General features: G+C 61.4%; 25 protein-coding genes, 2 tRNA genes and 1 pseudogene. 15 read left to right on the top strand and 13 right to left on the bottom strand.

The features are described 5' to 3' along the window. Positions 1–54: 54 nt before the first annotated feature. Entirely contained in the window at positions 55–402 is a 348-nt protein-coding gene (locus tag ACIQ2A_RS01425) for an endonuclease domain-containing protein (RefSeq protein WP_398474952.1), read from the top strand. A 113-nt stretch (positions 403–515) separates the two neighbouring features. On the opposite strand, the gene ACIQ2A_RS01420 is transcribed toward ACIQ2A_RS01425, so the two are convergent. After that, positions 516–971: a GatB/YqeY domain-containing protein gene (locus ACIQ2A_RS01420; protein WP_398474950.1), complete on the bottom strand. Its 456-nt coding sequence runs from the start codon at positions 969–971 to the stop codon at positions 516–518. A 106-nt stretch (positions 972–1,077) separates the two neighbouring features. Next, entirely contained in the window at positions 1,078–2,715 is a 1,638-nt protein-coding gene (locus ACIQ2A_RS01415; RefSeq protein WP_398474948.1) for a glycosyltransferase family 39 protein, read from the bottom strand. Between the two features lie 205 nt (positions 2,716–2,920). On the opposite strand from ACIQ2A_RS01415, the gene carA reads away from it, so the two are divergent. Next, positions 2,921–4,111 (top strand): glutamine-hydrolyzing carbamoyl-phosphate synthase small subunit, encoded by a 1,191-nt coding sequence (gene carA / locus ACIQ2A_RS01410; RefSeq protein WP_398474945.1) that lies wholly within the window; start codon positions 2,921–2,923, stop codon positions 4,109–4,111. 261 nt (positions 4,112–4,372) lie between these two features. Beyond that, positions 4,373–4,855 (top strand): PaaI family thioesterase, encoded by a 483-nt coding sequence (locus tag ACIQ2A_RS01405; RefSeq protein ID WP_398474943.1) that lies wholly within the window; start codon positions 4,373–4,375, stop codon positions 4,853–4,855. A gap of 56 nt (positions 4,856–4,911) precedes the next feature. Here the strand turns inward: ACIQ2A_RS01405 and ACIQ2A_RS01400 are convergent, their stop codons facing one another. Continuing rightward, positions 4,912–5,433 carry a Dps family protein gene (locus ACIQ2A_RS01400; RefSeq protein WP_398474941.1) on the bottom strand — a complete coding sequence of 174 codons (522 nt, stop codon included), beginning with the start codon at positions 5,431–5,433 and terminating at the stop codon, positions 4,912–4,914. Positions 5,434–5,702: 269 nt separating this feature from the next. On the opposite strand from ACIQ2A_RS01400, the gene ACIQ2A_RS01395 reads away from it, so the two are divergent. From ACIQ2A_RS01395 to ACIQ2A_RS01370, 6 genes are all read left to right on the top strand, one after another. Then, positions 5,703–6,398, top strand: coding sequence for a class I SAM-dependent methyltransferase (locus ACIQ2A_RS01395; RefSeq protein ID WP_398474939.1), 696 nt, complete (start codon positions 5,703–5,705; stop codon positions 6,396–6,398). Between the two features lie 83 nt (positions 6,399–6,481). Then, a tRNA-Ala gene (locus tag ACIQ2A_RS01390) sits at positions 6,482–6,558 on the top strand. Between the two features lie 283 nt (positions 6,559–6,841). Beyond that, positions 6,842–10,306 carry a carbamoyl-phosphate synthase large subunit gene (gene carB, locus ACIQ2A_RS01385; protein ID WP_398474937.1) on the top strand — a complete coding sequence of 1,155 codons (3,465 nt, stop codon included), beginning with the start codon at positions 6,842–6,844 and terminating at the stop codon, positions 10,304–10,306. 212 nt (positions 10,307–10,518) lie between these two features. After that, positions 10,519–10,995 carry a transcription elongation factor GreA gene (gene greA / locus ACIQ2A_RS01380; RefSeq protein ID WP_398474935.1) on the top strand — a complete coding sequence of 159 codons (477 nt, stop codon included), beginning with the start codon at positions 10,519–10,521 and terminating at the stop codon, positions 10,993–10,995. A 261-nt stretch (positions 10,996–11,256) separates the two neighbouring features. Continuing rightward, on the top strand, positions 11,257–11,598 hold the full coding sequence (locus ACIQ2A_RS01375; protein ID WP_398474933.1) for a hypothetical protein: 342 nt from the start codon (positions 11,257–11,259) through the stop codon (positions 11,596–11,598). A 163-nt stretch (positions 11,599–11,761) separates the two neighbouring features. After that, positions 11,762–12,160: a DoxX family protein gene (locus tag ACIQ2A_RS01370; protein WP_398474931.1), complete on the top strand. Its 399-nt coding sequence runs from the start codon at positions 11,762–11,764 to the stop codon at positions 12,158–12,160. A gap of 150 nt (positions 12,161–12,310) precedes the next feature. Here ACIQ2A_RS01370 and ACIQ2A_RS01365 read toward each other — a convergent pair whose 3' ends face one another. Continuing rightward, positions 12,311–12,790: an Lrp/AsnC family transcriptional regulator gene (locus tag ACIQ2A_RS01365; RefSeq protein ID WP_398474996.1), complete on the bottom strand. Its 480-nt coding sequence runs from the start codon at positions 12,788–12,790 to the stop codon at positions 12,311–12,313. A 260-nt stretch (positions 12,791–13,050) separates the two neighbouring features. On the opposite strand from ACIQ2A_RS01365, the gene trxB reads away from it, so the two are divergent. After that, entirely contained in the window at positions 13,051–14,016 is a 966-nt protein-coding gene (trxB, locus tag ACIQ2A_RS01360) for a thioredoxin-disulfide reductase (RefSeq protein ID WP_398474929.1), read from the top strand. A gap of 3 nt (positions 14,017–14,019) precedes the next feature. Next, positions 14,020–14,943: a LysR family transcriptional regulator gene (locus ACIQ2A_RS01355; protein ID WP_398474926.1), complete on the top strand. Its 924-nt coding sequence runs from the start codon at positions 14,020–14,022 to the stop codon at positions 14,941–14,943. A gap of 409 nt (positions 14,944–15,352) precedes the next feature. On the opposite strand, the gene ACIQ2A_RS01350 is transcribed toward ACIQ2A_RS01355, so the two are convergent. After that, positions 15,353–17,734 (bottom strand): heavy metal translocating P-type ATPase, encoded by a 2,382-nt coding sequence (locus ACIQ2A_RS01350; protein ID WP_398474924.1) that lies wholly within the window; start codon positions 17,732–17,734, stop codon positions 15,353–15,355. Between the two features lie 46 nt (positions 17,735–17,780). Between ACIQ2A_RS01350 and ACIQ2A_RS01345 the strand changes: the two genes are divergently transcribed. Continuing rightward, a complete protein-coding gene (locus ACIQ2A_RS01345; RefSeq protein WP_398474994.1) occupies positions 17,781–18,056 on the top strand; it encodes a metal-sensitive transcriptional regulator in 276 nt (91 codons plus the stop codon). A 256-nt stretch (positions 18,057–18,312) separates the two neighbouring features. Then, positions 18,313–20,707: pseudogene (locus ACIQ2A_RS01340) on the top strand (EAL domain-containing protein). A 67-nt stretch (positions 20,708–20,774) separates the two neighbouring features. On the opposite strand, the gene ACIQ2A_RS01335 reads toward ACIQ2A_RS01340, so the two are convergent. The 3 genes from ACIQ2A_RS01335 to ACIQ2A_RS01325 form a co-directional block, all read right to left on the bottom strand. Beyond that, positions 20,775–21,455 (bottom strand): AAA family ATPase, encoded by a 681-nt coding sequence (locus tag ACIQ2A_RS01335; RefSeq protein ID WP_398474922.1) that lies wholly within the window; start codon positions 21,453–21,455, stop codon positions 20,775–20,777. A 209-nt stretch (positions 21,456–21,664) separates the two neighbouring features. Continuing rightward, the gene (locus ACIQ2A_RS01330; RefSeq protein WP_398474920.1) at positions 21,665–22,030 is read right to left on the bottom strand and encodes a hypothetical protein; all 366 of its coding nucleotides are present in this window, start codon (positions 22,028–22,030) and stop codon (positions 21,665–21,667) included. A gap of 92 nt (positions 22,031–22,122) precedes the next feature. Continuing rightward, a complete protein-coding gene (locus ACIQ2A_RS01325) occupies positions 22,123–22,410 on the bottom strand; it encodes a hypothetical protein (RefSeq protein ID WP_398474918.1) in 288 nt (95 codons plus the stop codon). Positions 22,411–22,606: 196 nt separating this feature from the next. Between ACIQ2A_RS01325 and ACIQ2A_RS01320 the strand changes: the two genes are divergently transcribed. Next, complete coding sequence (locus tag ACIQ2A_RS01320; protein ID WP_398474916.1) at positions 22,607–23,251, top strand: SGNH/GDSL hydrolase family protein; 645 nt, start codon at positions 22,607–22,609, stop codon at positions 23,249–23,251. A 5-nt stretch (positions 23,252–23,256) separates the two neighbouring features. Here the strand turns inward: ACIQ2A_RS01320 and ACIQ2A_RS01315 are convergent, their stop codons facing one another. After that, complete coding sequence (locus ACIQ2A_RS01315; RefSeq protein WP_398474914.1) at positions 23,257–23,481, bottom strand: hypothetical protein; 225 nt, start codon at positions 23,479–23,481, stop codon at positions 23,257–23,259. 149 nt (positions 23,482–23,630) lie between these two features. Here ACIQ2A_RS01315 and ACIQ2A_RS01310 point away from each other — a divergent pair, with 149 nt between their 5' ends. Beyond that, on the top strand, positions 23,631–23,810 hold the full coding sequence (locus ACIQ2A_RS01310) for a hypothetical protein (protein WP_398474912.1): 180 nt from the start codon (positions 23,631–23,633) through the stop codon (positions 23,808–23,810). A 10-nt stretch (positions 23,811–23,820) separates the two neighbouring features. On the opposite strand, the gene ACIQ2A_RS01305 is transcribed toward ACIQ2A_RS01310, so the two are convergent. From ACIQ2A_RS01305 to ACIQ2A_RS01290, 4 genes are all read right to left on the bottom strand, one after another. Next, the gene (locus tag ACIQ2A_RS01305; RefSeq protein ID WP_398474910.1) at positions 23,821–24,909 is read right to left on the bottom strand and encodes a helix-turn-helix transcriptional regulator; all 1,089 of its coding nucleotides are present in this window, start codon (positions 24,907–24,909) and stop codon (positions 23,821–23,823) included. Between the two features lie 208 nt (positions 24,910–25,117). Further along, positions 25,118–25,194 (bottom strand) — tRNA-His (locus ACIQ2A_RS01300). A gap of 146 nt (positions 25,195–25,340) precedes the next feature. After that, the gene (locus ACIQ2A_RS01295) at positions 25,341–25,775 is read right to left on the bottom strand and encodes a phasin (protein WP_398474908.1); all 435 of its coding nucleotides are present in this window, start codon (positions 25,773–25,775) and stop codon (positions 25,341–25,343) included. Between the two features lie 358 nt (positions 25,776–26,133). Beyond that, entirely contained in the window at positions 26,134–26,508 is a 375-nt protein-coding gene (locus tag ACIQ2A_RS01290) for a phasin (protein ID WP_398474906.1), read from the bottom strand. Positions 26,509–26,678: the final 170 nt, after the last annotated feature.

Below are 26,678 nucleotides of genomic sequence, written 5' to 3'. Positions count from 1 at the left end.
GCGGGGAGAGGTCGGATTGCATCGAAGATGCAATCCGGGTGAGGGGCATGGCACATGCGGAGCCGCATACTCAAAACCCTCAAATCGCGCGAACTACGCGCCAACTCCACCGACACTGAAACGAAACTCTGGAATGCCCTGCGCAATCGTCAGATCGCGGGCTTCAAGTTCGTGCGCCAGGAGCCGATCGGGCATTACATCTGCGACTTCGTGTGTCCGGAGAAGATGGTGGTCGTCGAAGCAGACGGCGGACAGCATCTGCATTCGAAATGCGACGAGGCGCGCGATCGATATTTGCGCGAGCAAGGTTATCGCGTGCTGCGGTTTTGGAATAACGACGTACTATCGAACATCGAGGGTGTGGCGATGACCATCGAGGCGGCGCTGAAGGAAAGCAACTAGCGCTTCATCGATCCGAGAGCCCGCGTATATGGCAGCCGCGTGCCATGCCCCTCACCCGCCGCGAAGACGCGGCGAACTCTCCCCGCAAAAGGGCGGGGAGAGGTTAAGAAAAATCATCCGTTCAGCGCGGCCTTCACCAGACCGCTGGCTTTGCCGAAATCCATCTGGCCGGCATATTTCGCCTTCAGCGCGGCGATGACCTTGCCCATGTCCTTCATGCCGGCGGCGCCGAGTTCGGTGATCTCCGCGGCGATGGCAGCCTTGGTTTCGTCTTCCGACATCTGCTGCGGCAGATAGGCGGTGATCACGGCGATCTCCTCGCGCTCGCCGGCGGCGAGTTCGGGGCGACCGCCCTTCTCATAGAGCTCCACCGACTCCTGGCGCTGCTTGATCATCTTCTGCAGCAGGCTGAGCAGATCGCCATCGGAGAGCGGCGGCTTGCTTTGGCCGCGGGCATCGATATCGGCATTCTTGATGGCGGCATTGACCATGCGCAGGGTGGACAGCTTGCGTTCGTCCTTTGCCTTCATGGCCTCCTTGACGGCGGTGTTGATGCTTTCGCGCAGCATTTGCGTCTCCTTAGCGGCGGCCTCTCGGGCGCCCGAATTTCTGCTGGGACGATCTAAGCGCTTTGCCGGGGCGGCACAACACGCCCGCGGAACGGCAGGCAGCGCATCACTGCGCGGGCTGGCGACGTTTGGAGCTAAATTCCTCGGCGGCGTCGCTACGGAGATCAGCAGGCTCCCCGGTCTGCGGCCCGCGTGGCAGCACCATCAGGGCCGCAATCGTGGTCGGAATGCCGGGGGTGCCCCACAGCGTCGGCTGGACATCGAAATTGACACGAATGTTCCGGCTCTCGATAGCGGACACTTTCGCCATCCAGTCCATGCAGGCCGGATCGGACGCGAAACAGGCGCCAACCCATCCGCGCGAGAGCGTGGTTGGCGGCGGCATCCCCCAGCTATATTGAAGACGGAACGGACGGCTGTAGCGCGGATGGTCGGGGCTGTAGAAGGCGGTGGCAAATGCCAGACCGTCGTCGCCGCTGACCTGAACCATCGGGACGTCCGTCGCCTGACGCCAGCGTTTTGTCAGTTCGAGCGCCGCGAGGCGATAATAAGTTCGCTCATTGGGGCTGACACTGTTGCGCTGGATCGCATGTATGGGCGCGGCCACCACCACGGCAATGATCGCAATCCCTGCCACCCATGTGGCGAGATTGACGATGAAGAAGCGCTCCAGCACATAGCTGGCACCGCAGACGATCAGAACCACCGGCAGGAACAGCCCCTGCGCGGCCCAGAGCGAGGGCATGTTGGTGCCGAGCGCGATGGCTGTGACCGGCGGCAGCACGAGCGTGCCGACGAACACCCAGAATAACAGAACCAGCCCTGGCGGCATCGCCCGGAAATCGGCAGTGAAACGGCTGAGCCGTTGCCCTGCCGACAGGATCCAGGCGATCGCCGGAATGGCCAGTGCCGCGCCGATGCCGAGCACGAACATGGTCGCTTCGCCCAGCGAATGATGCAGGCCGAAGCCGCCCTGCTGCTTCAGCGGATAGGTCAGAGTCTCGCCATCATTCATGGCCAACCAGTGCAGATGCGGACCGAGCACGACCAGACCGGCGAGCGTGGACAGCCACGGCGCCCACGACTTGAAATAGGCCGCGCGCTGCGGATGCACGAAGGTGGCCAGCGCGAAACTGGCGATCAAAAACACCGAATAATATTTACCGAGCATGGCCAGCGCTGCGAACACGCCGGCCGCGATCGACCACCCGACCGCGCGGGTCTCGAACGAGCGCAAATGGCAATAGACGGCGAGCGGCCAGATCGCCAGCAGCACCGTATTGGCGTTGAAACGCTGGGCGTAGAATTGATAGACCGGCGTCAGCATCAACAGCATCAGCACGACCGCACGGGCATCGCCGCGCACGAACCGGCGCGCAATCAGATCGACCGCAAACAGGGCCACAGCCGCATTGGTCATGGACAGCAACTGGAACGACCAGTCAGTGAGCGGAAAAACCCGGGTCCACAGCCAGGCCACCCAGCCCATCAGCGGCGGATGCTTGGCATTGCCCCAGGCAAAATCCCGCCCGAGGGTCCAGGTTTCCAGCGCGTCGGCATGGAGGTCGCCGCTCTGATAGGCGACGATGAGAAACAGCCACCACGCCGCGGCAAAACCGGCGATCAGGAGTGGGATCGCCCAGCCCTTCTCGATGCCGTCGAGCCATGTCAGAAAGGGGCGTCGCCAGCGCGCCGGACTGGTATCCGACTGCAGGGCCTTCGCGGCAAAGTAGTCAAGCAGCACGGAAACATCCGGAAATATGGCGGAATTGCAGCTTGCTAACGGTGATTGGCAGTTCCGGCAAGCGATCTGTCGCAGTTTCGAGTGATTATGACCCAATAACTATTGTTTATGTGTCTCGTCCCCTGCTGCCTCACCGCGGAGGCGCATGTGAATCCCTGCTCACAGGCTTTGACGCCGCAAAGCGGCGGGACTATGTAGTCCTCTCATGACCCCCACAGAAACATCCTCAGCCTGGCCGGACCACAAACCGACCGCGCTCCTCGTGCTCGCCGATGGCACCGTGCTGGAAGGCTTCGGCCTCGGCGCGGAAGGCCAGGCCGTCGGTGAAGTCTGCTTCAACACCGCCATGACCGGCTATGAAGAGATCCTCACCGATCCCTCCTATGCCGGCCAGCTGATCACCTTCACTTTTCCTCACATTGGCAATGTCGGCACCAATGACGAGGATATCGAGACGGTGAACATGGCGGCGACGCCCGGCGCGCGCGGCGTGATCCTGCGCTCGGCGATTACCGACCCGTCGAATTTCCGCTCGTCGCGCCATCTCGACGCCTGGCTGAAAGCGCGCGGCATTATCGGCATTTCCGGCATCGATACCCGCGCCCTCACCGCGCTGATCCGCTCCAAGGGCATGCCGAACGCCGTCATCGCGCATGCGAAGGACGGCCAGTTCGACCTGCACGGGCTCAAGGAAGAAGCGCGCGAATGGCCCGGTCTCGAAGGCATGGACCTGGTGCCCATGGTCACCTCCGGCCAGCGCTTCGACTGGGACCAGACCCCCTGGGTCTGGAATGAAGGCTTTGGCCATCAGGACAAGCCGGAATTCAACGTGGTCGCCATCGATTATGGCATCAAGCGCAACATCCTGCGCCTGCTTGCCGGCGAAGGCTGCAAGATCACCGTGGTGCCCGCCACGACGTCGGCGGAAGACATTCTGGCGCTGAAGCCGGATGGCGTATTCTTGTCGAACGGCCCCGGCGATCCCGCCGAGACCGGCAAATATGCCGTGCCGGTCATCAAGCAGGTGATCGATTCCGGCCTGCCGACCTTCGGCATCTGCCTCGGTCACCAGATGCTCGGCCTCGCGGTCGGCGCCAAGACCAAGAAGATGCATCAGGGCCATCACGGCGCCAATCATCCGGTCAAGGACGAGACCACCGGCAAGGTCGAGATCACCTCCATGAATCACGGCTTTGCCGTGGACGAGGCGACGCTGCCGAAGGGCGCCAAACAGACTCATATCTCGCTGTTTGACGGGTCGAATTGCGGCATCGAGATCGAGGGCAAGCCGGTGTTCTCCGTGCAGTATCACCCGGAAGCGTCACCCGGCCCGCAGGACTCGCATTATCTGTTCAAGCGGTTCGCCGATCTGATGCGGGCGAAGAAGGCGTCGTAAAACACGCAGTTTCCTCAATCGTCATTGCGAGCGCAGCGAAGCAATCCAGCTTCGCTGCGCTTTTTATTTTCTGGATTGCTTCGTCGCTACGCTCCTCGCAATGACGGCTTGGGCTGTAGGGTGGGCAAAGCGCAGCGTGCCCACCACCGCGGTCACGGCACTTGGTGGTGGGCATGTCGCAGCGCTCCTTTGCCCAGCCTGCAGGCTGGCACACGCCGCGTCTTTTTGTATGATACCCATCATCACAAAGAAAGAAACGCCATGACCGATCAAGCCTCGCCTTACGGCGTCGTCTCCCCGACAGTTCTCGCCTCGATGTCGGGCCTCGATTTTGTGAGAAAGATATTCGCCGGTGAACTGCCGCAGCCGCCGATCATGGAGAATGTCGGGCCGTTCGATTGCACCGCGGATCACGGCCATGTGGTGCTGCACAGCATTCCCGGTATCCGGCACTACAATCCGATCGGCTCGGTGCATGGCGGCTACGCCGCGATCCTGCTGGATTCCGCCATGGGCCTCGCGGTGCATTCGACGCTGCCGCAGGGCTCCGGCTACACCACGCTGGAGTTCAAGATCAGTTTCATCCGCGGCATGAGCGAAACGTCCGGCACAGTGCGGACCGAAGGCAAGGTGCTGAATGTCGGTCGTCGCGCGGGAACGGCGGAAGCGCGTATTACCGACGACAAGGGTCGCCTGCTCGCACATGCGACGACCACATGTCTGGTGTTTGAATTGCCGAAGTAACGAAGAATCGTAGGGCGGATGACGCCTTCGGCTCGTCCGCCCTACGACAGCTTCACTTACTTCTCGTTCGCGCCTTCCTGGCTGCTGGCTTCGAACAGGAACCAGGTGCGGCGCTCGGTGTCGTCGATATAGTTTTCCAGCAGGCTGGCGCTTGCGACATCATCGGCATCGTCGCACACTTTGTGCGCCTTGCGCAGGGCTGCGGCCATCTTCTTGTTGTCTTCCATCAGCTCGTGCAGCATCTCGATGGGCGGCACGTAATCTTCGTTGTTGTCCTTGACTGACTGCAGCTTGGCGATCTCGCCGATCGAATGCACGGTCCGGCCGCCGATCTTGCGCACGCGCTCGGCGAGCGGGTCGGTGGTCGCAAAGATCTGGTCCGCATGCTCGTCGAGCAGCAGGTGATAGTCGCGGAAGTGGCGGCCCGAAATGTGCCAATGGAAATTCTTGGTTTTCAGATAGAGCGCGAAGGCGTCGGCAACGAGGCCGTTTAGCGCCTTGGTCACCTTCTCCACGCCATCGGCGGCGAGATCGGTGGGGGTGTTCAGATCGGCGGCGATTTTCGATTTGGTGCTCACGAGAAAGACCTTCCTTTAAACGCTGGGGTTGGCGGCTCGGCGGGTTGGCGTGTTTCGGTTGGGGTGTTGATCACGTGCGAATGTCTGCGACGAAGGGCCCACTGTCTTGGACGTCCGTCCTGTCACTTACTCCGCAGCGTTCAAGAGGCCGTTCAAGGTCCTTGGGGTGAAAGACCGTTTCCAACTCGCCGGAAAACGCTCTAGACGGTTTAAACGCAGAGTGAATGTAGGGGTTCCCCAAACGGGAACAAGGAAGGGCCGGCTGCCGCATGGAAGATTGGATCGATTATTACGATTCCACCCACACGATTTACGCCAGCAAATTGCATCGTGACGTTCATTTCGAGCTGATCGCCCGCGACATCACCGGATATATCCCGTCAAAAGACGCCACCGTCCTCGACTATGCCTGCGGCGAAGCATTGTCGGCGAGCAAGGTCACCGAGGCCTGCGCCAAACTGATCCTGGCCGAACCGGCGCCGAAGGTGCGAAGCCGGGTGGCGGCCCGCTTTGCGGCCAATCCGAAAATCGCCGTGCATTCGCTCGAGGAACTCCGCGACCTGCCCGCGGGTTCGGTTGATCTCGCCATCATGAATTCGGTGGCCCAATACATGACCCTGGCGCAACTCGAAGACGCCTTTGCCGTGGTGAAGCGCCTGCTGAAGCCGGACGGCCAACTGGTGGTCGGCGACATCCTGCCGCCGGATCTCGGCATGATGACCGATGTCATGGCGCTGCTGCGGCTCGCCGCCAAACACGGCTTCCTGTGGGACGCGCTGGTCAGCCTGGTCAAAACCGCGCTGTCTGATTACCGACAGTTAAGGACAACGCTTGGTCTGCAGCATTATGGCGCAGCCGACATGCTTGCGAAGCTTGAGGCAGCAGGATACCGAGCCTCTCGCGCGAAGATCAATATCGGGCACAACCAGGCCCGCATGACCTTCCTCGCGCAACCGATCGGTTGATTAAGATTTGAAACGTTAGGGTTAAGCGAACCTTTGCAAAACTGCTGGTAGATCAAGCGTCTGTGATCGATCACAGTGTGAATGGCCCGGTGGCGGAAATGTCTACGCGGGGGCGAGTGCATCGCCTCATATCCTGGTTCAAGTCCAGGCTGGGCCTCCAACCCCCGTCCCCGCGAAAGCGGGGATCCAGAACCACCGTCCGCGTGGTTTGGCCAGAAATCGCACCTGTCGCGTTTCGACCGTTACACCAGCGGTTTTGGGTCCCCGCTTTCGCGGGGACGACATCAACAGTTGACGGCATCTTCAAAAGCCTTCCCTGCCCCGTTATACTGGTCTAAAGACAGCCGCGCGCGAGGATCAACCACTGGTCTGGCGCCCGGGCCCGAGGGACGCGCGACTGCGCGCCCTTTTTTTGTGCCGATTTGTCACCACCGCGAGACGTAATGCCAAAACGCACCGACATATCCACCATCCTGATCATTGGCGCCGGTCCTATCGTGATCGGCCAAGCCTGCGAGTTCGATTATTCGGGCACACAAGCCGTCAAGGCATTGAAGGAAGAGGGCTATCGCGTCGTTCTCGTGAATTCCAATCCGGCCACGATCATGACCGATCCGGATCTGGCAGACGCGACCTATATCGAGCCGATCACGCCCGAGATCGTCGCCAAGATCATCGAGAAGGAACGTCACGTCATTCCCGGCGGCTTCGCGCTGCTGCCGACCATGGGCGGCCAGACCGCGCTGAACTGTGCGCTGTCGCTACGCAAGCAGGGCACGCTGGAGAAATTCGACGTCGAGATGATCGGCGCCACCGCCGAAGCCATCGACAAGGCGGAAGACCGCCAACTGTTTCGCGAGGCAATGACCAAGATTGGCCTGGAGACGCCGAAGTCGCGTCTCGCCAATGCCTCGGACCTCAAGAAGCAGTATCGCGACAAGCACAATGCCGAGCGCGAGAAGTTGACCGGCGACGCGCTGGCCGAGCATGAGCGCCAGTGGGTGCTGCATGAAGGCGACCGCCGCAAGCGCTATCAGGAGCATGCCCTCGGCCAGGCGCTGATGGCGCTCTCCGAGATCGGCCTGCCCGCGATCATCCGTCCGTCCTTCACCATGGGCGGCACGGGCGGCGGCATTGCCTATAATCGCGAAGAATTCCTCGACATCATCGAGCGCGGCCTCGACGCGTCTCCGACCAACGAAGTGCTGATCGAAGAATCGGTGCTCGGCTGGAAAGAGTACGAGATGGAAGTCGTCCGCGATAAAAAGGACAACTGCATCATCATCTGCTCGATCGAGAATCTCGATCCGATGGGCGTGCATACCGGCGACAGCATCACTGTCGCACCGGCGCTGACGCTGACCGACAAGGAATACCAGATCATGCGCGACGCCTCGCTGGCGGTCCTGCGCGAGATCGGCGTCGAAACCGGCGGCTCCAACGTGCAGTTCGGCGTCAATCCTGCCGACGGCCGCATGGTCGTGATCGAAATGAACCCGCGCGTGTCGCGCTCCTCGGCGCTGGCGTCCAAGGCCACCGGCTTCCCGATCGCCAAGGTCGCGGCCAAGCTCGCCGTCGGCTACACGCTCGACGAAATTGCTAACGACATCACCGGCGGTGCAACCCCGGCGTCGTTCGAGCCAACCATCGACTACGTCGTCACCAAGATCCCGCGTTTCGCCTTCGAGAAATTCCCCGGCGCCTCGCGCACGCTGACCACCTCGATGAAGTCGGTCGGCGAAGTCATGGCCATCGGCCGCACGTTCCAGGAATCGCTGCAAAAGGCGCTGCGTGGTCTCGAGACTGGCCTCACCGGCCTCGACGAAATCGAGATCGAGGACCTCGGCCGCGGCGACGACAAGAACGCGATCCGCGCAGCTTTGGGCACGCCGACGCCGGACCGCATCCTGCAGGTCGGCCAGGCCATGCGCCTCGGCTGGACCGATGAAGAAATCTTCAATTCCTGCAAGATCGACCCGTGGTTCCTCGCCCAGATGCGCGGCATCGTGGAGATGGAAGCCAAGGTAAAGGCCAACGGTCTGCCGACCCATGCTTTCGGCATGCGCTCGCTCAAGGCCATGGGCTTCTCCGACGCGCGCCTCGCGGTACTCGCCGGCAAGACCGATGCGGAAGTGAAGTCGCTGCGCCGCTCGCTGAATGTGCGTCCGGTATTCAAGCGCATCGACACCTGCGCCGCCGAATTCGCCTCGCCCACGGCCTATATGTATTCGACCTATGAGTCGTCTTTCGCTGGCACCTTCGCCGATGAGAGCCAGCCGTCGGACAAGAACAAGGTCATCATCCTTGGCGGCGGTCCGAACCGCATCGGCCAGGGCATCGAGTTCGACTACTGCTGTTGCCACGCCTGCTTCGCGCTGGCGGATGCCGGCTACGAGACCATCATGGTCAACTGCAATCCGGAAACCGTGTCGACCGACTACGACACCGCGGATCGCCTCTATTTCGAACCGCTCACGGCCGAAGACGTGCTCGAAATCATCGATACCGAGCGCCAGAACGGCACGCTGCATGGCGTGATCGTCCAGTTCGGCGGCCAGACTCCGCTGAAGCTCGCACGCGCGCTGGAAGCCGCCGATGTGCCGATCCTCGGTACTTCGCCGGATGCCATCGACCTCGCCGAGGACCGCGATCGCTTCAAGCGCATCCTCGACAAGCTCAAGCTCAAGCAGCCCAAGAATGGCATTGCCTATTCAGTCGAGCAGGCGCGTCTCGTCGCTGCCGATCTGGGCCTGCCCTTGGTGGTTCGCCCGTCTTACGTGCTGGGTGGCCGCGCGATGCAGATCATCCGCGAGGAAAGCCAGCTCGGCGATTACCTGCTCGGCACGCTGCCGGAGCTGGTGCCCGGCGACGTCAAGGCGCGTTATCCGAACGACAAGACCGGCCAGATCAACACCGTGCTCGGCACCAATCCGCTGTTGTTCGATCGCTATCTGGCAGATGCCATCGAAGTGGACGTGGATTGCCTGTCGGACGGCAAGGACACGTTCGTCGTCGGCATCATGGAGCATATCGAAGAGGCCGGCATTCACTCCGGTGACTCCGCCTGCTCGCTGCCGCCGCATTCGCTCGATGACGCGATGATCGCCGAACTTGAGCGCCAGACCCGAGAAATGGCGCTCGGCCTCGACGTGGTCGGCCTCATGAACGTTCAGTTCGCCATCAAGGATGGCGACGTCTACGTGCTCGAGGTCAATCCGCGCGCCTCGCGCACGGTGCCCTTCGTTGCCAAGGTGATGGGCATGCCCGTCGCCAAGATCGCGGCGCGCATCATGGCCGGCGAAAAACTCGCCGATTTCAAGCTGACCAAGCGCAAGCTGAACCATGTCGGCGTCAAGGAGTCGGTCTTCCCGTTCGCCCGCTTCCCCGGCGTCGATACGGTGCTTGGCCCGGAGATGCGCTCCACCGGCGAAGTGATGGGCATCGACAGCTCTTTCGAGATCGCTTTCGCCAAGAGCCAGCTTGGCGGCGGCACCCGCGTGCCACGCAAGGGCACGGTGTTCGTCTCGGTCCGCGAAAACGACAAGACCCGCATCCTCGATGCGGTGAAGCTGCTGGCCTCCAGCGGCTTCAAGGTGGTTGCCACCGGTGGCACCCAGCGCTTCCTGGTCGATAACGGCGTTGCTGCCGAGAAGATCAACAAGGTGCTGGAAGGCCGTCCGCATATCGTGGACGCCATCACCAATGGCGAGATCCAGCTGGTGCTCAACACCACCGACGGACCGCAGGCACTGGCCGACAGCCGCTCGCTGCGGCGGGCTGCCCTCTTGCATAAAGTGCCGTATTACACCACTCTTTCGGGTGCCGTGGCGGCTGCCCAGGGTGTCCGTGCCAATATGGACGGCGACCTTGAGGTTCGCACATTGCAGAGCTACTTTTCCGAAGTCTGACTTTAACCGGCGCGGCAATCCGGATTGAGGTTAGTCAAGAACGGGTCATGACCGGAACCAGCCGGTCATGAACAGGTTCTGTTTCGGCGCCTGAATCCTGCATCTGCGCCGGCTGCGAGGACAGCCCCGCATATCCCTGCAGGCCGATTTCACGGACTGAAGAGTTTCGTCGCACGCGCCAGCGTGCGGCATGACGTTAAAGGACGAAGAGAATGGTTGAGAAGGTCCCGATGACCGCCGGCGGTTTCGCTGCCCTCGAAGTCGAGTTGAAGGAGCGCCAGACGGAGCACCGTCCGCGCATCATCGAGGCGATTGCCGAAGCGCGCTCCCATGGCGACCTGTCCGAAAACGCCGAATATCACGCGGCGAAGGAAGAGCAGTCGCATAACGAAGGCCGCATCAGCGAGATCGAAGACAAGCTCGCGCGCGCGGACATCATCGATATCAGCAAGCTCTCCGGCGACACCATCAAGTTCGGCGCCACCGTGACGCTGATCGATGAGGACACAGAGAAGAAGACGGTCTGGCAGATCGTTGGCGAGCCCGAAGCCGATGCGAAGAAGGGCCGCATCTCGATCACCTCGCCGCTGGCGCGTGCGCTGATCGGCAAGAGCAAGGGTACCTCCGTCGAAGTGATCGCGCCTGGCGGCTCGAAGGCTTATGAGATCGCCAAGGTGGAATGGCGCTAAGTCAGCCTGCTCTGCAACCTGCCGACCGATCAAAAGCCGCGCTCACAGCGCGGCTTTTTAATGCTGACGGCCCTTCCGAAAGCTGGCGTCAGCCTTGCGCAACCTCGGTACCATAGTAAGACAGCGAGCGCACCCAGAGGATGCACCCTCGCCATGGACTACCGATCTCACAGGACGATCGACAGGGCGGCACCGGTCGGAATGATCGCCCTCGTAATGACTTTCAGCTGCACCTCCATGGCCCAAACACCGGCGACCGACATGCCTGTGCCGCTGGCCTTCGAACCTCGATCAAGCGCGCCATCGTCCACACCTATCCGGCCGGTCGCATCGTCATGGGGCGCCTATGCGATCGAGACTCATCGGCGCATCGAAAGACACCTCCGCGCCAATCGCGACAAGTTCAAGTTCAGGTCGGACCTGTACGTCGAAGTCTGGATCGATCCGAATGGACGCGTGATACGCACACGCGTCACCGAAGCGTCCAACACCCCCGCCGCCAATGCGATAGCTGGTCCGGATTTCCCGCCGGGCCTGATCCTGCCCGCACCTGCCAAAGACATGCCGCAACCGATCAAGGTGAAGATCAACGCGGACCGGTGACCTGCAGGCAGATCAGGCAGAACGCTGCCTTTCGCGCCGTGGCCTGGATCACACAAAGCTGGAATAATTCTCGGGATCACGGCGTTTCTCACATGAGAGTGACCGATGACTTGTGTAGTTCCAATGCTAGAAGTGATCCGTCATTCACAGGGGGACTAATGACATGGACCAGACTTTCTCGAAATTTCAGCCTTACGCACTCAGCCTGTTGCGCTTCATCACCGGCCTCGTGCTGCTGCAATACGGCATCGCCAAGATCTTCAAATTTCCGGTCGTACCGTATTTTGCCAATATCCCGCCGCTGATCACGGTGGCCGGCACCATCGAACTCGTCGGCGGTGCACTGCTGCTGCTCGGCCTGTTCACCCGCCCGGTCGCGTTCATCCTGTCCGGCCAGATGGCGTGCGCCTATTTCATCGGCCACATGTTCAAGGGTGCCGACCCGGTGTTCCTGCCGCTGCTGAACGGCGGCACGCTGGCCATCGCGCTGTGCTTTACCTGCCTCTACATCGCGACCGCCGGCGGCGGCCCGATCAGCGTAGATGCGGCAATGAAGAAGTAATTTGCTTTCCCTCCCCCGCGTCGTCGCGTGGGGAGGGTCCGCCGATAGGGGGTGGGGGCACCCCCCGTGACGTCAGAGTGTGGGAGACACCCATCCGTCTCGAAGCTCGCTTCGATCCCCATTCGCTTCGCTCCGGGGACGGAAAAGAAGTCAATCCGCGTCTTTCAATTCCAGCGGCACCGCCGCCTCGAATTTCGAATTGTGCAGCACGAGCGACGTACGCACATTGCGGACATGGGGCGCTGCGGTCAGTTGGCTGACGAAGACCTGAAAGGTCGCCATGTCCGGCGCGACGCATTTCAGGATGAAGTCGATCTCGCCGGACAGCATCCAGCACTCACGCACCAGTGGCTCCTTGCGGACGAAATCCTCGAACGCCTTGAGATCGGCATCGGCCTGGCTGGACAGATGCACCGAAGCGAACACCGTGACGTCGAAGCCCAGCTTTCGCGGATCGAGCAGACCGCGATAGCCCTGGATATAGCCGGCCTCCTCCAGCGCCCGAACCCGGCGCAAGCAGGGGGGCGGCGAGATGCCGACCCGTTTGGCGAGTTCCACATTGGTGATTCGGCCGTCGGCCTGAATCTCGGCAAGGATTTTGAGATCGATTTCGTCGAGGCTTTTCGGCACGCCGGGTCCTGCTGGTATTCGAAGCATGTCTTCTTCGCAGTCTGTCTAGCGCAAGACGCTCGACTTGCGCAATTTTATTGCGCGTGCACTGCGGAAATTAAGCGTCTCCGGGGGAAAATCTGGGAGTCCGAATTGCAATTCTTGCATAGCTCACCAGATATTCTAGAATTCCTTTCAACGACTTCGCGCCGCTGCGACCGTTTCGCCGGCACATTTCGCACCAGCATTGACGTAACTGCCCTGCGGAAGGGGACTTGACCATGGCCGCCACCACTCACGCCAAAGTCGTCATCATCGGCTCGGGCCCGGCCGGCTATACTGCTGCCATCTATGCCGCCCGTGCCATGCTCGAGCCGGTCCTGATCCAGGGCATCCAGCCCGGCGGCCAGCTCACCATCACGACCGATGTCGAGAACTATCCGGGTTTTGCGGATGTGGTTCAGGGGCCGTGGCTGATGGAGCAGATGGAAAAGCAGGCGCATCACGTCGGCACCAAGATTGTCACCGATCTGGTCACCGACCTCGACTTGTCGCAGCGCCCGTTCCGGCTGACCTGTGATTCCGGCGATACCTACATTGCCGACACTGTGATCCTTGCCACCGGCGCCCAGGCGCGCTGGCTCGGCCTGCCCTCGGAAGATGCCTTCCAGGGCGGCGGCGTCTCGGCCTGCGCCACCTGCGACGGTTTCTTCTATCGCGGCAAGGAAGTGATCGTGGTCGGCGGCGGCAACACCGCGGTCGAGGAAGCGCTGTTTCTGACCAATTTCGCCTCGCTGGTGACCATCGTGCATCGCCGCGACCATTTCCGCGCCGAGCGCATCCTGCAGGATCGCCTGTTTAAGCACCCGAAAATCAAGGTGGTGTGGGACAGCGCCATCGACGAGATCTGCGGCACACAAGGGCCGGCCAAGGTCACGCATGTACGGTTGAAGAACGTGAAAACCGGCGAGACCACGGACGTGCCCGCCGACGGCGTCTTCATCGCCATCGGTCATGCACCTGCGACCGAACTGGTCAAAGGCCAGCTCAAATTGAAGCCCTCCGGCTATGTCGAGGTTGCTGCCAATTCCACTGCGACGTCGGTGCCCGGCGTGTTCGCTGCAGGCGACGTCGCCGACGAAACCTATCGCCAGGCAGTCACGGCCGCCGGCATGGGCTGCATGGCTGCGCTCGAAGCCGAACGTTTCATTGCGGCTCACGCCCATGACCGCATAGCCGCCGAATAATCAATGCCACGAACCCGCAACGGATCTACGGATATGGATTGGGATAAGCTCAAGGTGTTTCACGCGGCGGCGGAAGCGGGAAGCTTCACGCATGCAGGGGAGCAGCTCGGGCTGTCTCAGTCGGCGGTGTCCCGCCAGGTCTCCGCGCTGGAGCAGGAACTGGCGGTCTCGCTGTTCCATCGCCATGCCCGCGGCCTGATCCTCACCGAACAGGGTGACCTCCTGTTCCGCACCGCCCATGACGTGTTCATGCAGCTGCAGGCGGCACGCGCAAAACTGACCGACAGCCGCGAGCGGCCGAGCGGCGACCTCAAGGTCACCACCACCCCCGGCGTCGGCATCAACTGGCTGATCCCCCGCCTCGGCGAATTCACAGCACTTTATCCGGAAATCCGCATCTCGCTGATCGTCACCGATGAGGAACTCGACCTCTCGATGCGCGAGGCCGATGTGGCGATCCGCACGCGCAAGCCGACCCAGCCGGACCTGATCCAGCGCAAGCTGTTCGCCATGGGCTTTCACGCTTATTGCGCGCCGGAATATATCAAGCATTTCGGCACGCCGCGGACGCTCGACGAACTCGACGGCCACCGCATCATCATGCTGAGCGACGCGCAGGTGTCTCCGCACCTGCAGAACCGCAGCTGGCTGATCGATGCCGGACGTAACGGCAATGGCCCGCGCGAGGCGTACTTCAAGGTCAACAATATCCTGGGCCTGATGCGCGCCTGCCAGCAGGGCCTCGGCATCGCAGCATTGCCGGACTATCTGGTGGAAGAAAACGACCGTCTTGTTCAGCTCTTCAGCGAGTCGGATTCAATTCAGCTCGACACGTATTTTGTCTATCCGGAAGAGCTGAAGACTGTCGCCCGCGTGCAGGTATTCCGCGACTTCATCGTCAGCAAGGCGCAGCGCTGGCCATCATAACCCGCAAATGAAAGCGGCCGCATTTTTGTGAGGTCAGGCATGTCCACGCTAGCGGCATGTCTGACATGACAAGTCATGCGTTGCTGCAGAGCATCTGCGGGGATCATACTATTCGAACGCTGAGGCTCGTGCCGCGCATTTGTCCCCCTCCTCCAGTGGTGCGGGTCTCAGTTATCCCTCTTGGAAGGTGATTGTGTCGGCCTCTCAAAGGCCAATACCTCAGAGCCGGACTCGCAAGAGGCCGGCTTTTTTTTGTGTGCCGAGCTCAGCAACAAACTCAAATATCGTCATCCTGAGGTGCTCGCTCGCAGAGCGAGCGTCGAAGGATGCGGCCACGTGTGCCACACCATCCTTCGAGGCCGGCGCTGCACGCCGGCACCTCAGGATGACGGAAGAGTGTGTGGTTGCCTCAGTCCAATCGCGTCTTCGCCAAGCGCAACGCATTGCCGATCACGCTCACCGATGACAGCGCCATCGCGGCAGCGCCAATCATCGGCGACAGCAGAATGCCAAACACCGGATATAGAATGCCAGCCGCGATCGGCACGCCCGCGGCATTGTAGATGAACGCAAAGGCCAGGTTCTGGCGGATGTTGCTCATCGTCGCCCGCGACAGATGACGTGCACGCACGAGTCCTGCGAGATCGCCGGTCAGCAGCGTGACGCCAGCGCTTTCGATGGCGACGTCAGTGCCCGTGCCCATTGCGATACCGACATCCGCAGCGGCGAGCGCCGGCGCGTCGTTGACACCATCGCCGACCATAGCGACGCGGCGCCCCTTCCCGCGCAGACGCGTGACGACATCGCTCTTTCGCTCCGGCAGCACGCCAGCCTCGACATCATCGATGCCCAGCGTTTTCGCCACGGCTTCGGCCGTGGTGCGATTGTCGCCCGTGAGCATCACGACGCGAAGTCCTTCAGCGCGTAACTTGTCGAGCGCCTCACGTGCGGAGGGCTTCACCGGATCAGCGATCGCCATGACGCCGGCAACCGCACTGTCGATGGCCACGAAGATCGCCGTTGCGCCTTGCTGACGTGCCGTCTCGGCCGTCGCATCGCAGCGCGTGGTATCGATACCGAGTTCGCCCATCAGCATCGCATTGCCAAGCGCGACACGCTTGCCATCGATCACGCCCGACGCGCCCTTACCCGAAGGCGAAGCGAAATCCACCACATCCTTCAAGACGATCTCGCGCTGCTTGGCGGCGGCCACAATCGCCAGCGCCAGCGGATGTTCGCTCGCGCGCTCGACGCTGGCGGCGAGTTGCAGCAGCGCCGCTTCATCACCGCCATCCACCGGCGTGATGCCCACCAATGTCGGCTTGCCCTCGGTCAGCGTGCCGGTCTTGTCGATCACTATCGTATCGATGCTTTCCAGCCGCTCCAGCGCCTCGGCATCACGCACTAGGATGCCGGCATGCGCGCCGCGCCCGACGCCAACCATGATCGACATCGGCGTTGCCAGACCAAGCGCACACGGGCACGCGATGATCAGCACCGTGACGGCGGCAACGAGCGCGTAAGTCAGCCGTGGCTCCGGCCCGACCAGTGCCCACACCGCAAAGGCAATCACCGCCGCCGCAAGCACGAGCGGCACGAACCAGCCAGCCACGCGATCGGCCAGCCGCTGGATCGGAGCCCGCGAACGCTGCGCCTTGGCGACCATGTCTACAATGCGCGACAGCATCGTATCGCGGCCAACTTTGTCCGCCTTGAACACGAGACCGCCGCTCTGATTGACGGTGCCGCCAATGACGCGATCGCCCTTCTGCTTGGTGACGGGCATCGACTCGCCGGTCACCATGGATTCATCCACCGACGAACGGCCATCGCGCACCACGCCGTCCACCGGGATCTTCTCGCCCGGCCGCACGCGCAGCACATCGCTGATGCGGATGTCGTCGAAGGAAATGTCCTCGTCGCCCGATGGCCCGATGCGGCGCGCCATTTTCGGCGCAAGACCGAGCAGCGCGCGGATCGCCCCGGAGGTCTGGTTACGCGCGCGCAACTCAAGCACTTGGCCCAGCAGGACCAGCACGGTGATAACGGCAGCCGCTTCGAAGTAAACGGCGACGGCGCCGTGATGATCGCGAAACGCGGCTGGAAACACACCGGGGGCTAGCGTCGCGACGACGCTATAGATCCACGCCACGCCCGTTCCCATGGCAATCAGCGTGAACATGTTGAGATTGCCGGACACGACCGACCGCCAGCCGCGTACGAAGAACGGCGCGCCCGCCCACAGCACCACCGGCGTCGCCAGCGCGAAGGAAATCCAGTTCGACGTCGCCTGCGGCACAAGTTGCATCAGGCCGAGATGGCTGCCCATTTCGAGCACGAACACCGGCAGTGTCAGCGCCAGCGCGATCCAGAACCGCCGGGTCATGTCGATCAGTTCGGGATCAGGGCCGTCGTCGAGCGAGACCGTCTCGGGCTCCAGTGCCATGCCGCAGATCGGGCAGGTGCCCGGCCCTTCCTGGCGGATTTCCGGATCCATTGGACAGATATAGATCGTGCCCGCCGGCATCGGCGGCGCCGGCTCGCGCGGCTTCAGGAAGCTTTCGGGATCGGCAGAGAAGCGCTCGCGGCAACGCGTCCCGCAGAAGAAGTAATCCTGCCCTTTATAGGAGAAGCGCTGCTTGGCCGTGGCCGGATCGACCGTCATCCCGCAGACGACATCCAGCACCTTCTCCGACGCGGCCGGCGCTGGCGCGTGATCGCCATGGGAGCAGCACGAACCGTGGGTGTGATCGTGCCCGCCATGGGTGTGTGGATGCGTCGTTTCGGTCATGTCGTCGCCTCTTGAAACAGATACCCTTGGGGGGTATATGAGCCGCATGCGCCGAGAGATCAAGACGTCCTGTTTAAAACGCCTCAAACGGATCGAAGGCCAGGTGCGCGGCCTTGCCGGTATGGTCGAGGACGATCGCTATTGCATTGATGTGGTCACGCAGATCGCGGCGGCCCGTGCCGCATTGCGCCGCGTAGAGGAAGAGATCCTGCGCGATCACGTGGCCCATTGCGTCGAGCACGCGATCTCGTCCGGCGACAAGGCCGATCAGCGCCGCAAGATCGCCGAGCTGATGGATGTCGTGAGCCGCGCCGATCGATAAGCCGCAAGGATGTTGCACTGCGACTTTGCGAGCACGGTTGACGCCGGGTTACCAGCTTTGCCCGCAGGGATTAGACCCGGTTTCATACACACGTAGAGATCGCCAGCAACCACATCGATTGCCGTGTGGCCTTACCCACCACATACGAAAGAGTCTGCTGACGGACACACGGGAGCCGCTAGGTATTTACGTGTCCTTACATACTTATATGTAGCGTCGCGTGCAGGTTTGGAATTTCACCTGCGGTATGCGTTTCATGCTCACGATCTATAACTGCATCGCCTATGCCCACGATCTTCGTCTCGTTGGCCTTGCAGCCATTATCTGCGCGATCGCATCGATTACCGCCATCAACCTGCTGCGCCATGCACGCAACGCGAAAAGCGGGATGCGCTACCTCTGGCTCGGGGTCTCCGCCATCTCGACGGGTTTCGGCATCTGGGCCACGCATTTCGTCGCCATTTTCGCCAGGTATTCCGAGCGGCTACAATATCGTCCTCACGGCGGTGTCGCTGGTCGCGGCGATCCTGCTCACCGGGGCCGGCCTCGCCATCGCACTGATCCCCAATTTTCGCGCTGCCCCCGCCATCGGCGGCGCCGTCGTCGCTGGCGGCATCGCGGCGATGCATTACACGGGCATGGCGGCCTTTGAAGTTCAGGCGGCGATGCACTGGGACGTCACTTTGGTGATCGCATCGATCGTGGCCGGCGCCGTGCTGGGCGCACTGGCACTTCCCGTTGGCCTGGGTCGCGACACCCAGGCATGGCGGATCGGCGGCGCGCTACTGCTGACGCTTGCGATCTGCAGCCATCATTTCACCGCGATGAGCGCCGTCACCATCGTGCCGGATCCGAGCATTGTCGTCTCCGAACTGTCCGTGCCGGCCGGCTGGCTCGCACTCGGCGTGGCCTTGATCTCATTCGCCATCATCGGCCTGACTGTGGCCGGCATCGTGCTCGACATTCGCGATCACCGCCGTACCGATCTCGAAGCCGACCGCATGCTCGGCCTGGCCAATGCCGCCATCGAGGGCCTGATCGTTTGCGACGGCGACACCATCGTTACCGTCAATCACAGTTTTGCAGCACTGGCTTGCGCTTCTGCGGAGAGCTTCATCGGCGAAAGCCTGGATGAATGTTTCCCCGACGACCTGCCGCGTGCAGCCCTCCTTGCAAGACCAGATCTGCCGGTCGAGGCCAATCTGCGCCCACATCACGGCATCGCCGTTCCGGTGGAGCTCATCCTGCGCCAGATCGACTTTGCCGGTCGGCCGCATCAGGTGATCGCGGTGCGCGACCTGCGCGCGCGCAAGGAGGCCGAGCAGCACATCCGCTTCCTCGCCCATCACGACGCACTCACCGGCCTGCCCAATCGCAGCCATTTCAACGATCGCGTGGACAACGAGATCGCGAACATGCAGCCAGGGCGCAAGCATGCGGTGCTATGCCTCGACCTTGATCGCTTCAAGGAGGTCAACGACCTGTTCGGGCACGCTGCCGGCGACAAGGTCTTGCAGACCATCGCAGCGCGCGTCAGCAGCCTGCTCGACGATAGCCAGGTGATGGCCCGTCTCGGCGGCGACGAATTCGCAATCCTCATGCCCAACATCCGGCACAACGCTGCGGCGGAAAAGATGGCTCAGCGCGTGCTCGCAATATTGCGAGACCGCGACGACGCATCCGAACTCGGCAGCGTCTCGACCAGCATCGGCATCGCGCTTTATCCCGACGACGCCAACGACCGCGAAGCCGCCCTGGCCCATGCGGACACGGCGCTGTACCGCGCCAAGACCGACGGTCGTGCCAATTATCGCTTCTATGAGACCGGCATGGGCGACGCAGTGCGCGACCGCCGCATGCTGGAGCATGACCTGCGCGGTGCCGTGGCGAGTGGCCAGATGAACCTCGTCTACCAGCCGCAGGAAGGCATGCAGCGCGGCACGGTGATCGGCTTCGAGGCGCTGCTGCGCTGGACCCACCCGACCCGCGGCGCGGTGTCACCCGCGATCTTCATTCCGATCGCAGAAGACACCGGCGCGATCCTGGAAATCGGCGAATGGGTGATGCGGACCGCCTGTGCGGAAGCTGCAACCTGGAAGCAGCCACTGACGATCGCGGTCAATGTCTCGGCGGTGCAGATCTATCACGACAATTTCGTGCCCATGGTCCATCAGATCCTGCTCGAAACCGGCCTGCCGCCTGCCCGGCTGGAAATCGAAATCACCGAAACGGCGCTGGTCCGCGACCTCAACCGCGCGCTCTCGGCGCTGCGGCGGATCAAGGCGCTCGGCGTCCGTATCGCCATGGACGATTTCGGCACGGGCTATTCGTCACTGTCGAATCTGCGCGCCTTCCCGTTCGACAAGATCAAGATCGACGGCTCGTTCATCAAGTCGGTGAACAATAACGGCCAGGCGGCAACCATCGTCCGTGCCGTGGTCGGGCTTGGCCGCGGGCTGGGCCTGCCGGTGCTGGCCGAAGGCGTCGAGACAGAAGCCGAGCTTCAATTCCTGCATGACGAGAAATGCGACGAGGTGCAGGGCTATCTGCTCGGCAAGCCGGCAACCATCGATCACTTCGTGCATGTGACCGAGGGCATCACGCTCCAGCCGTCGCTGGCCGATATGACCGACGACGTCCGGGTTGCCTAGCCGACATCAGACGACAAAAAACGCGCGGCATGCCGCGCGTTTTTCTGAAGTCTCAGTCAGGGATGGTTTACGCCGCCTGCTTGTGCATTGCGCCGTTGGCTGATGCCTGACCGCGAATGGCCTTAATCGAACGCTCGATCGCCGTCCACAGCTTGCCGATCTCGTTGGCCGCACGACCATCCGCAGAATATTCGCGGGCGCCTTCGCCTTCGGCGAGAGCGAGCAGCAAATCCGCACGATTGGTGATCTGCCCCGACCACACCGGCGCCTTGAACTTGGCGAGTGCTTCACGAGCGAGCGACACGATGCGGCTTTCGCTCGTATCGCGACGAGCCGGAGCGCCGTTGAGGACCACCGCATAGGGCTTGCGGGCCGCACGGCAGGACTGAATCGTTGCCTGCACGGCATCGACGTCGAACACGCCGGGACGCGCCGGGATGATCACCATGGTCGCATTCTTGATGGCATCATCGACGACGGCGGACGTATTTGGCGGCGTATCGATGAACACCCATTCGACGCCATCGCGCTTTGCAGCAGCGATGATTTCGGAAACGCTGCGATTGGCGACCTTCAGCGCGGGTTCATTTGTTCCGCGCAGCTTGTGCCACAGAGTGAGCGAACCCTGCGGATCGGCATCGATCAGCAAGCACGGCTTGTTGGGCTTATGGACTTGCGCGGCAAGATGAGCAGCCAGAGTGCTCTTTCCTGAACCGCCTTTACGCGAAGCGAAAACAATCACGTTCATATGTTGGCCTCCAGATTGACCCCGGCGGCGAAAATGAATCAGTCCTCTGATTCGTTAAAGCCAAAACTTTGCCGGCGATAGATTTATCTGACTGTATTTCCTCAAATGTTGGCTTTTGAGTCACAGAGTGCGGCGCAACAGCGCTAAAAGTGAGTCATTGTTAGTACGCTTGCCGCCACATTGTCGCATCCAACTATCATTTCTAAATGTTACTTAGCCCGAGGATGCTTTTGCGAAGCTTGCTCTGTTTGTGACCGTTTTTCTGCTTTCGCGGCCTGCCGCTCCAGCCATTTGCGCTCCATCCAGCCGAGAAGCTGCGCCACCGGCTTCTGCAATGGCGGAATATCCTGAGCTATCAGAATGAGTCCGAGCGGCAGCATCCAGAGCCCGAGAACCGGCAGGATGCTGAAAATGCCACCGATCACCAGCAAAACAGCCAACGGAAAACGGACGAGGCGCGAGGATGGCTTGCGCAGCCAGCTCACGAAGCGCGCCGGCCCTGCGGGCAGTTTTGTCTCGAACCAGAGAAAATGCCGGTCGATCTCGGCTTTGTAGTCGATATCGGTATCGTTCAAGCGCGTCTCCTCAAAGCAGGGAGATGTGACGCCCTGCTTGTGCTCCCAACGTGTCAGTTTGTCACGGGTTCATCGCAACGGCAGAGAAAGACTTAATTCGCACGCTTCGCGGCGTTCGTCTTGCGCGGCTTGGCTGTCGCCTTGCGCGCGCTCGCTGGCACCGGCCGGAAGAACTGTGCGCAGCCGGGGCTCAGCTGCGCCTGTTTGCGCACCATGCAGGCGGTGACGCGATCGACATCGGGTATAGCCGAGCTACACAGCCTGAAGGCATCGTCGGTACATAGCGCCTGCTCATTGGCAGTGTAGCCCTGTGCATGCGCGGCGCCGCATCCAGCCATAAGCATCACCACCAACAGTGTCGCCTTCGCGCTCCCGGACATCGCATCCTCCCTGATGATTGTGCGGGAAGTGTCGGCGACCGGCGCCAACTTGGCAAGCAGTCGGTGGCCTGCGGCATGGATGCCGCACCGGGCGGGCTTGTATTGCCGGCGTTCCTGTAGTTTCTGCTGACCATCCTTGTCTCACACGGTTTCCCGGAACGATGATCGCAGGACGGACATACACGGCAGCTGTCGCATGAACGGCGTTCGCATCGGCATTATTGCTTCGCTGCTCCTCTGCGTCTGGATCGTCTGGCCGAAAAGCGAGAAAAGCGCGCCGCCGCGCCCGCTGCTGATCAAGTCGGCGCTGAAGGATGCGAAGGATCCCGTGATCGTGCTCGGTGACAGCATCGTGCGTCAGGCGCAATTGCCCCGCTCGCTCTGCAAGCGCCCGGTGATCAATGCCGGCATCGATGGCTCCACCACATCGAGCGGCCTGGACGGCATGCTGAAGAAAGCCATCGGCGACAAGAAGGCGGCGCTGATCGTCGTCTCACTCGGCATCAACGATGCGGAAACCATGGACAGCGTCGAGAGCTACAGGAAGAATTACGCAGCACTGCTGACGGCGCTGAAGACGATGACGTCGCGCCTGACGATCGTCGCAGTGACACCTCTGGAAACCGGCAAGGAAGTCGGCCATCGCACGCAGCCCATTATCGACGGCTACAACGCTGCCTTGCCCGACATCGCCCGCGAAGCCGGCGCATCGCTCATCGCCATGCCGGCCATGCCGACGGGATTCACCAGCGATGGCGTTCACCTGAGCGCGAGCGGCGCGGCGATCTGGACAAAGGCGATGAGCGATGGCGTCACGGCCACACTCTGCCCGAATGGCTGAAAACCTCACGCCTCGTTGACGCCGACACCACGCGCATCGAGTTCGCGCTGCCCTTTCGCAGTCACCTCGTATTTCGGATCGGGCTCGTGCTTTCCGGTCTCGGCGACCAGCCCCTGGGAGATCAGCCGCTCCACCACCGCCTGCTTGTTGGCATCAAGGTCGAATCCGGCCGTGCGGGCGATGTCGCACATGACCGCAATCCCGGTATCGCTGATCTCGATCGTCGCCATGGCGCCCTCCTCCGTTTGTGAGCAAACGTGGAGCAAGGCACCGCGGTTCCGGAATTAAAACCGGCTCCGTTTTTGCGTTGCGTAACCCAATCGGGTCACGACGATTTCGATGCCAGCGCTAGCCTTCCACGACACAGATGGAGGTGTTCGTGGATGATGCGACCTACTATCAGGCCATGCGCGGGTTCTGCCTGCAGCGGGCCAAGATCGAAGCCGAAAGCCGGATGTTTTGGGAGAACGAGGCCCGTTACTGGGCGCAGCGTCTGACCGTTGCCCGCTTGGCGCCGTCGAGCTGGCCCAGATTTCCGGACGGCTCGTGGTGGTCCTAGCCGGACCGGTTCAGCGGCCTGGGATCAGCGCTGACAATACGGCTGCCAGCTCGGCTTGCCGGCTGACCCCCACTTTCCCGAACACGGCCTTCAGCTGATTGCGAACCGTTTCCTTCGAGACATCCGCAGTTGCCGCATAGGCGGCAAGGTCCGTTCCACTTCCCAGCGCCATTGCCAACCGCGCCTCAGCCGGGGTGAGATCATAGACCAGACGCAGGGTTGCGGCGGAAGGTGGCTGCATGGCGTCGCTATCGGCGATCACCAGAATCGAATGGAATGCTGTCAGTGGCGAATCCGCCATGCCGGGGAGCCGCATCGCATAGATGATCAACCGTCCCCCATTCCGCTTTGCAAGCACGAGCGGGGGCACTAGGGCACTCTTCATCTGCCAGAACAGATCCCTGAACAGACCATTCAACCGCTCCGCCGCTTGCGGCACAGGCGAAACCAGCCGTCCACCTGTAATCTGCAGATCGTCACCGAGAATGGCCTGCGCGGTGGCGTTGACGGATACGACCTTGCCCGCTCGGTCGAGCAGCAGTGCAGCCTGACTCGAAAACGCGAAGGCATCGAGAGCGGACAGCCCTTTTTGCAAATGCAGCGCTTGGCTTGTTTTCACGACCACGTCGAGCTGATCGGACAGTTTTGCCAGAAACGACAGCTCCTGCTCCGAATATGGCTCCGAGCCTGCCGTGCGTTGCAGGCTCATATTCCAGACGTGATCGCCGCGTCCTATCCGAACGCCGGCAAATTCCCGCAATCCGCTGCGCTGGATGAACTCCTGATAGAAGGCAGACTTCTTGCGGGCCTCGGCCGGCATGCAGTCATCATCGGTAATGACACCGGTTTTGAGAAATGTTTGCATGCCGAGATAGCGCTCGTCTCGATTGAACCAGCCGCCGCTGACATAGAGTTCGACCGATTGATCCAGTGACGGCGTATTCCACATCAGTGGAAGAGCCCCCACCACCGGCAGCAGGATCGCGCCTCGCGAATTCGTTGCCTCAGCAATATCCTCAAGGGCTTTGGACCAACTGGCCGGATCGATGGCGGCTGTCGCAAGAGACGAAGAAATTCGCTCGAGATCAAAAGGCAGCATGGAAAAAACCAACAAAAATAGAGCGGAAGCAACAACGCCCCATGCCCCGGCAAAAAACGCCGCGGCAGTTCTAAACGCTCAAATGTTTGCAGGAATGACGCAGCACGGCCATACAACCACGGGAGTTCGGGACGCCGGCTCATTGTGGCCGCGCGACTGCCCGAAGTCGACCGGTATCAGTCTGATACTAAAGGTTAATTTTGATGCATGGTACAGTTGGCTGGCCTCGAACCAGCGACCTCCTGCTCCACAAACAGGCGCTCTAACCAACTGAGCTACAACTGCATCTTGCCGGCCCCGAAACAGGGGTGCCCGAACAGGCGGGAAACTAGGTGCAACGCTTCGCTTTGGCAAGCCGCGATGCGGGAATTAAGCGCAAAAAAACCCGAGCCAAAGGCCCGGGTTTTCGATGCTTACATCAGCCGCAGCACTTAGGCAGCGGGCTGGAACAGCTTGTTGGCGCCGGTCTTGATCGGCTCGGCGGTCTCCGACGCGATCTTCTGGCCGAGCTCGGCGAGCTGCTTCGATTGGCCGGTGAGGATCTCGAACTGGCTCTTGGCAAAGCCCGACCACAGCTCGAACGCCTGCGACGGAGATTTCACGCCGATCAGCGACTGGGCGAAATCGAAGCCGGCATTGGTGTTGGTCTTGGCAATGTCGAGCAGGGTCGTCGACACTTCAGCAGCGCCCTTGGTCGCGGTGTTGAACACGGCTTCCACGGTGCTGTTGTGGGTCTCGGCCGCATCCTTGAACTTGGCATAGCCTTCGCGAGCCTGGCTGACGCCCTTTTCGGCGAAAGCGCGGACCTGCTCCGGCAGCTGGAACGGGATAACGGAAGAGGAGAACGGATCGATTTGGTCGGCCATAACGTGCATCCTTCGTAACAAACAACAATGGGGTGAAGTCACAGACCGCGGGTCGGAGAACGGCATCGTTGCCGAAAACGGACCAGCGGGAAGCATCGCATGCCGCCTTAAATCTGGGCGGCGTCTGAACGTAGTTACAGCAATATCATGTCTGTTTTGTGCAATGCAACAGAATATTGCGATGCAATAATGCATAAGTGGTCAAAAAAGAACGCGCAATCGTCATGGAACGACTGCGCGCTCAATTAAAAAGTGTAGTCAGATACCGAAATTGCCCAGTTTTATACCAGCAACCGGAATAAGCGGAGCGGTTGTCAACTCAACTCCTGGCTTCAGTTTTTGGCTTCAGTTTTTAGCTTTAGCTTTTAGGCTGCGCTGCTTCCATCGCCGCGCGACTCACGATCTGGCCCATCTCGCTCGCCTGTTCGGCCAGGGACTTCATCTGGTTCTGCACATATTCGCTCTGCAAGCGCATGACGTCGCCGAGATCCTTGGCCTGCAGCAGTTTCTGGGCGTGATCGAGCGAAGCTGCCACGTTCTGCTCGGCGTAGCTGATGGCCTTCGCGCTCACATCCTTGGCGCTCGCTCGCGCGCTTTCACCGCGGGTTTCGATGGTGGCGGCAGCGCTATGGGCGCTCGACACGAACTTCTCGAAGGCCTGACGGGCCTGATCGAAGCTGGCCTCGGCCATCGCACGCATTTCTTTCGGAAATTCGAATTTGTTCTCGGTCATGTCCCTCTCCCTGGTCACGGGCGAGACCCATGCAGCCTCGCCTTCGTGCATCCACTCGCAGCCTAGCCACGCTTGGCATCGCCGTTATGACGCGACGCGCAGTCATGGCCGCGGCCATCGTGAACCTTTGTCATGCTTTTGCAACATTCAATGCCGGGCTGCGGCGATTG

This window comes from Tardiphaga sp. (genome assembly GCF_044336785.1).
In the GTDB taxonomy this organism is placed as follows: Bacteria; Pseudomonadota; Alphaproteobacteria; order Rhizobiales; family Xanthobacteraceae; genus Tardiphaga.
Note: the sequence above shows the minus strand (reverse complement) of the source record. Positions and strands in the feature narration are given on the sequence as shown.

Coding starts and splice junctions, on each gene's coding strand:
- ACIQ2A_RS01425 (WP_398474952.1), top strand. CDS start 55: ATGCGGAGCCGCATACTCAAAACCCTCAAATCGCGCGAACTACGCGCC.
- ACIQ2A_RS01420 (WP_398474950.1), bottom strand. CDS start 971: ATGCTGCGCGAAAGCATCAACACCGCCGTCAAGGAGGCCATGAAGGCA.
- carA (WP_398474945.1), top strand. CDS start 2,921: ATGACCCCCACAGAAACATCCTCAGCCTGGCCGGACCACAAACCGACC.
- ACIQ2A_RS01405 (WP_398474943.1), top strand. CDS start 4,373: ATGACCGATCAAGCCTCGCCTTACGGCGTCGTCTCCCCGACAGTTCTC.
- ACIQ2A_RS01395 (WP_398474939.1), top strand. CDS start 5,703: ATGGAAGATTGGATCGATTATTACGATTCCACCCACACGATTTACGCC.
- carB (WP_398474937.1), top strand. CDS start 6,842: ATGCCAAAACGCACCGACATATCCACCATCCTGATCATTGGCGCCGGT.
- greA (WP_398474935.1), top strand. CDS start 10,519: ATGGTTGAGAAGGTCCCGATGACCGCCGGCGGTTTCGCTGCCCTCGAA.
- ACIQ2A_RS01375 (WP_398474933.1), top strand. CDS start 11,257: ATGCCTGTGCCGCTGGCCTTCGAACCTCGATCAAGCGCGCCATCGTCC.
- ACIQ2A_RS01370 (WP_398474931.1), top strand. CDS start 11,762: ATGGACCAGACTTTCTCGAAATTTCAGCCTTACGCACTCAGCCTGTTG.
- trxB (WP_398474929.1), top strand. CDS start 13,051: ATGGCCGCCACCACTCACGCCAAAGTCGTCATCATCGGCTCGGGCCCG.
- ACIQ2A_RS01355 (WP_398474926.1), top strand. CDS start 14,020: ATGCCACGAACCCGCAACGGATCTACGGATATGGATTGGGATAAGCTC.
- ACIQ2A_RS01350 (WP_398474924.1), bottom strand. CDS start 17,734: ATGACCGAAACGACGCATCCACACACCCATGGCGGGCACGATCACACC.
- ACIQ2A_RS01345 (WP_398474994.1), top strand. CDS start 17,781: ATGCGCCGAGAGATCAAGACGTCCTGTTTAAAACGCCTCAAACGGATC.
- ACIQ2A_RS01335 (WP_398474922.1), bottom strand. CDS start 21,455: ATGAACGTGATTGTTTTCGCTTCGCGTAAAGGCGGTTCAGGAAAGAGC.
- ACIQ2A_RS01325 (WP_398474918.1), bottom strand. CDS start 22,410: ATGTCCGGGAGCGCGAAGGCGACACTGTTGGTGGTGATGCTTATGGCT.
- ACIQ2A_RS01320 (WP_398474916.1), top strand. CDS start 22,607: ATGAACGGCGTTCGCATCGGCATTATTGCTTCGCTGCTCCTCTGCGTC.
- ACIQ2A_RS01315 (WP_398474914.1), bottom strand. CDS start 23,481: ATGGCGACGATCGAGATCAGCGATACCGGGATTGCGGTCATGTGCGAC.
- ACIQ2A_RS01305 (WP_398474910.1), bottom strand. CDS start 24,909: ATGCTGCCTTTTGATCTCGAGCGAATTTCTTCGTCTCTTGCGACAGCC.
- ACIQ2A_RS01295 (WP_398474908.1), bottom strand. CDS start 25,775: ATGGCCGACCAAATCGATCCGTTCTCCTCTTCCGTTATCCCGTTCCAG.
- ACIQ2A_RS01290 (WP_398474906.1), bottom strand. CDS start 26,508: ATGACCGAGAACAAATTCGAATTTCCGAAAGAAATGCGTGCGATGGCC.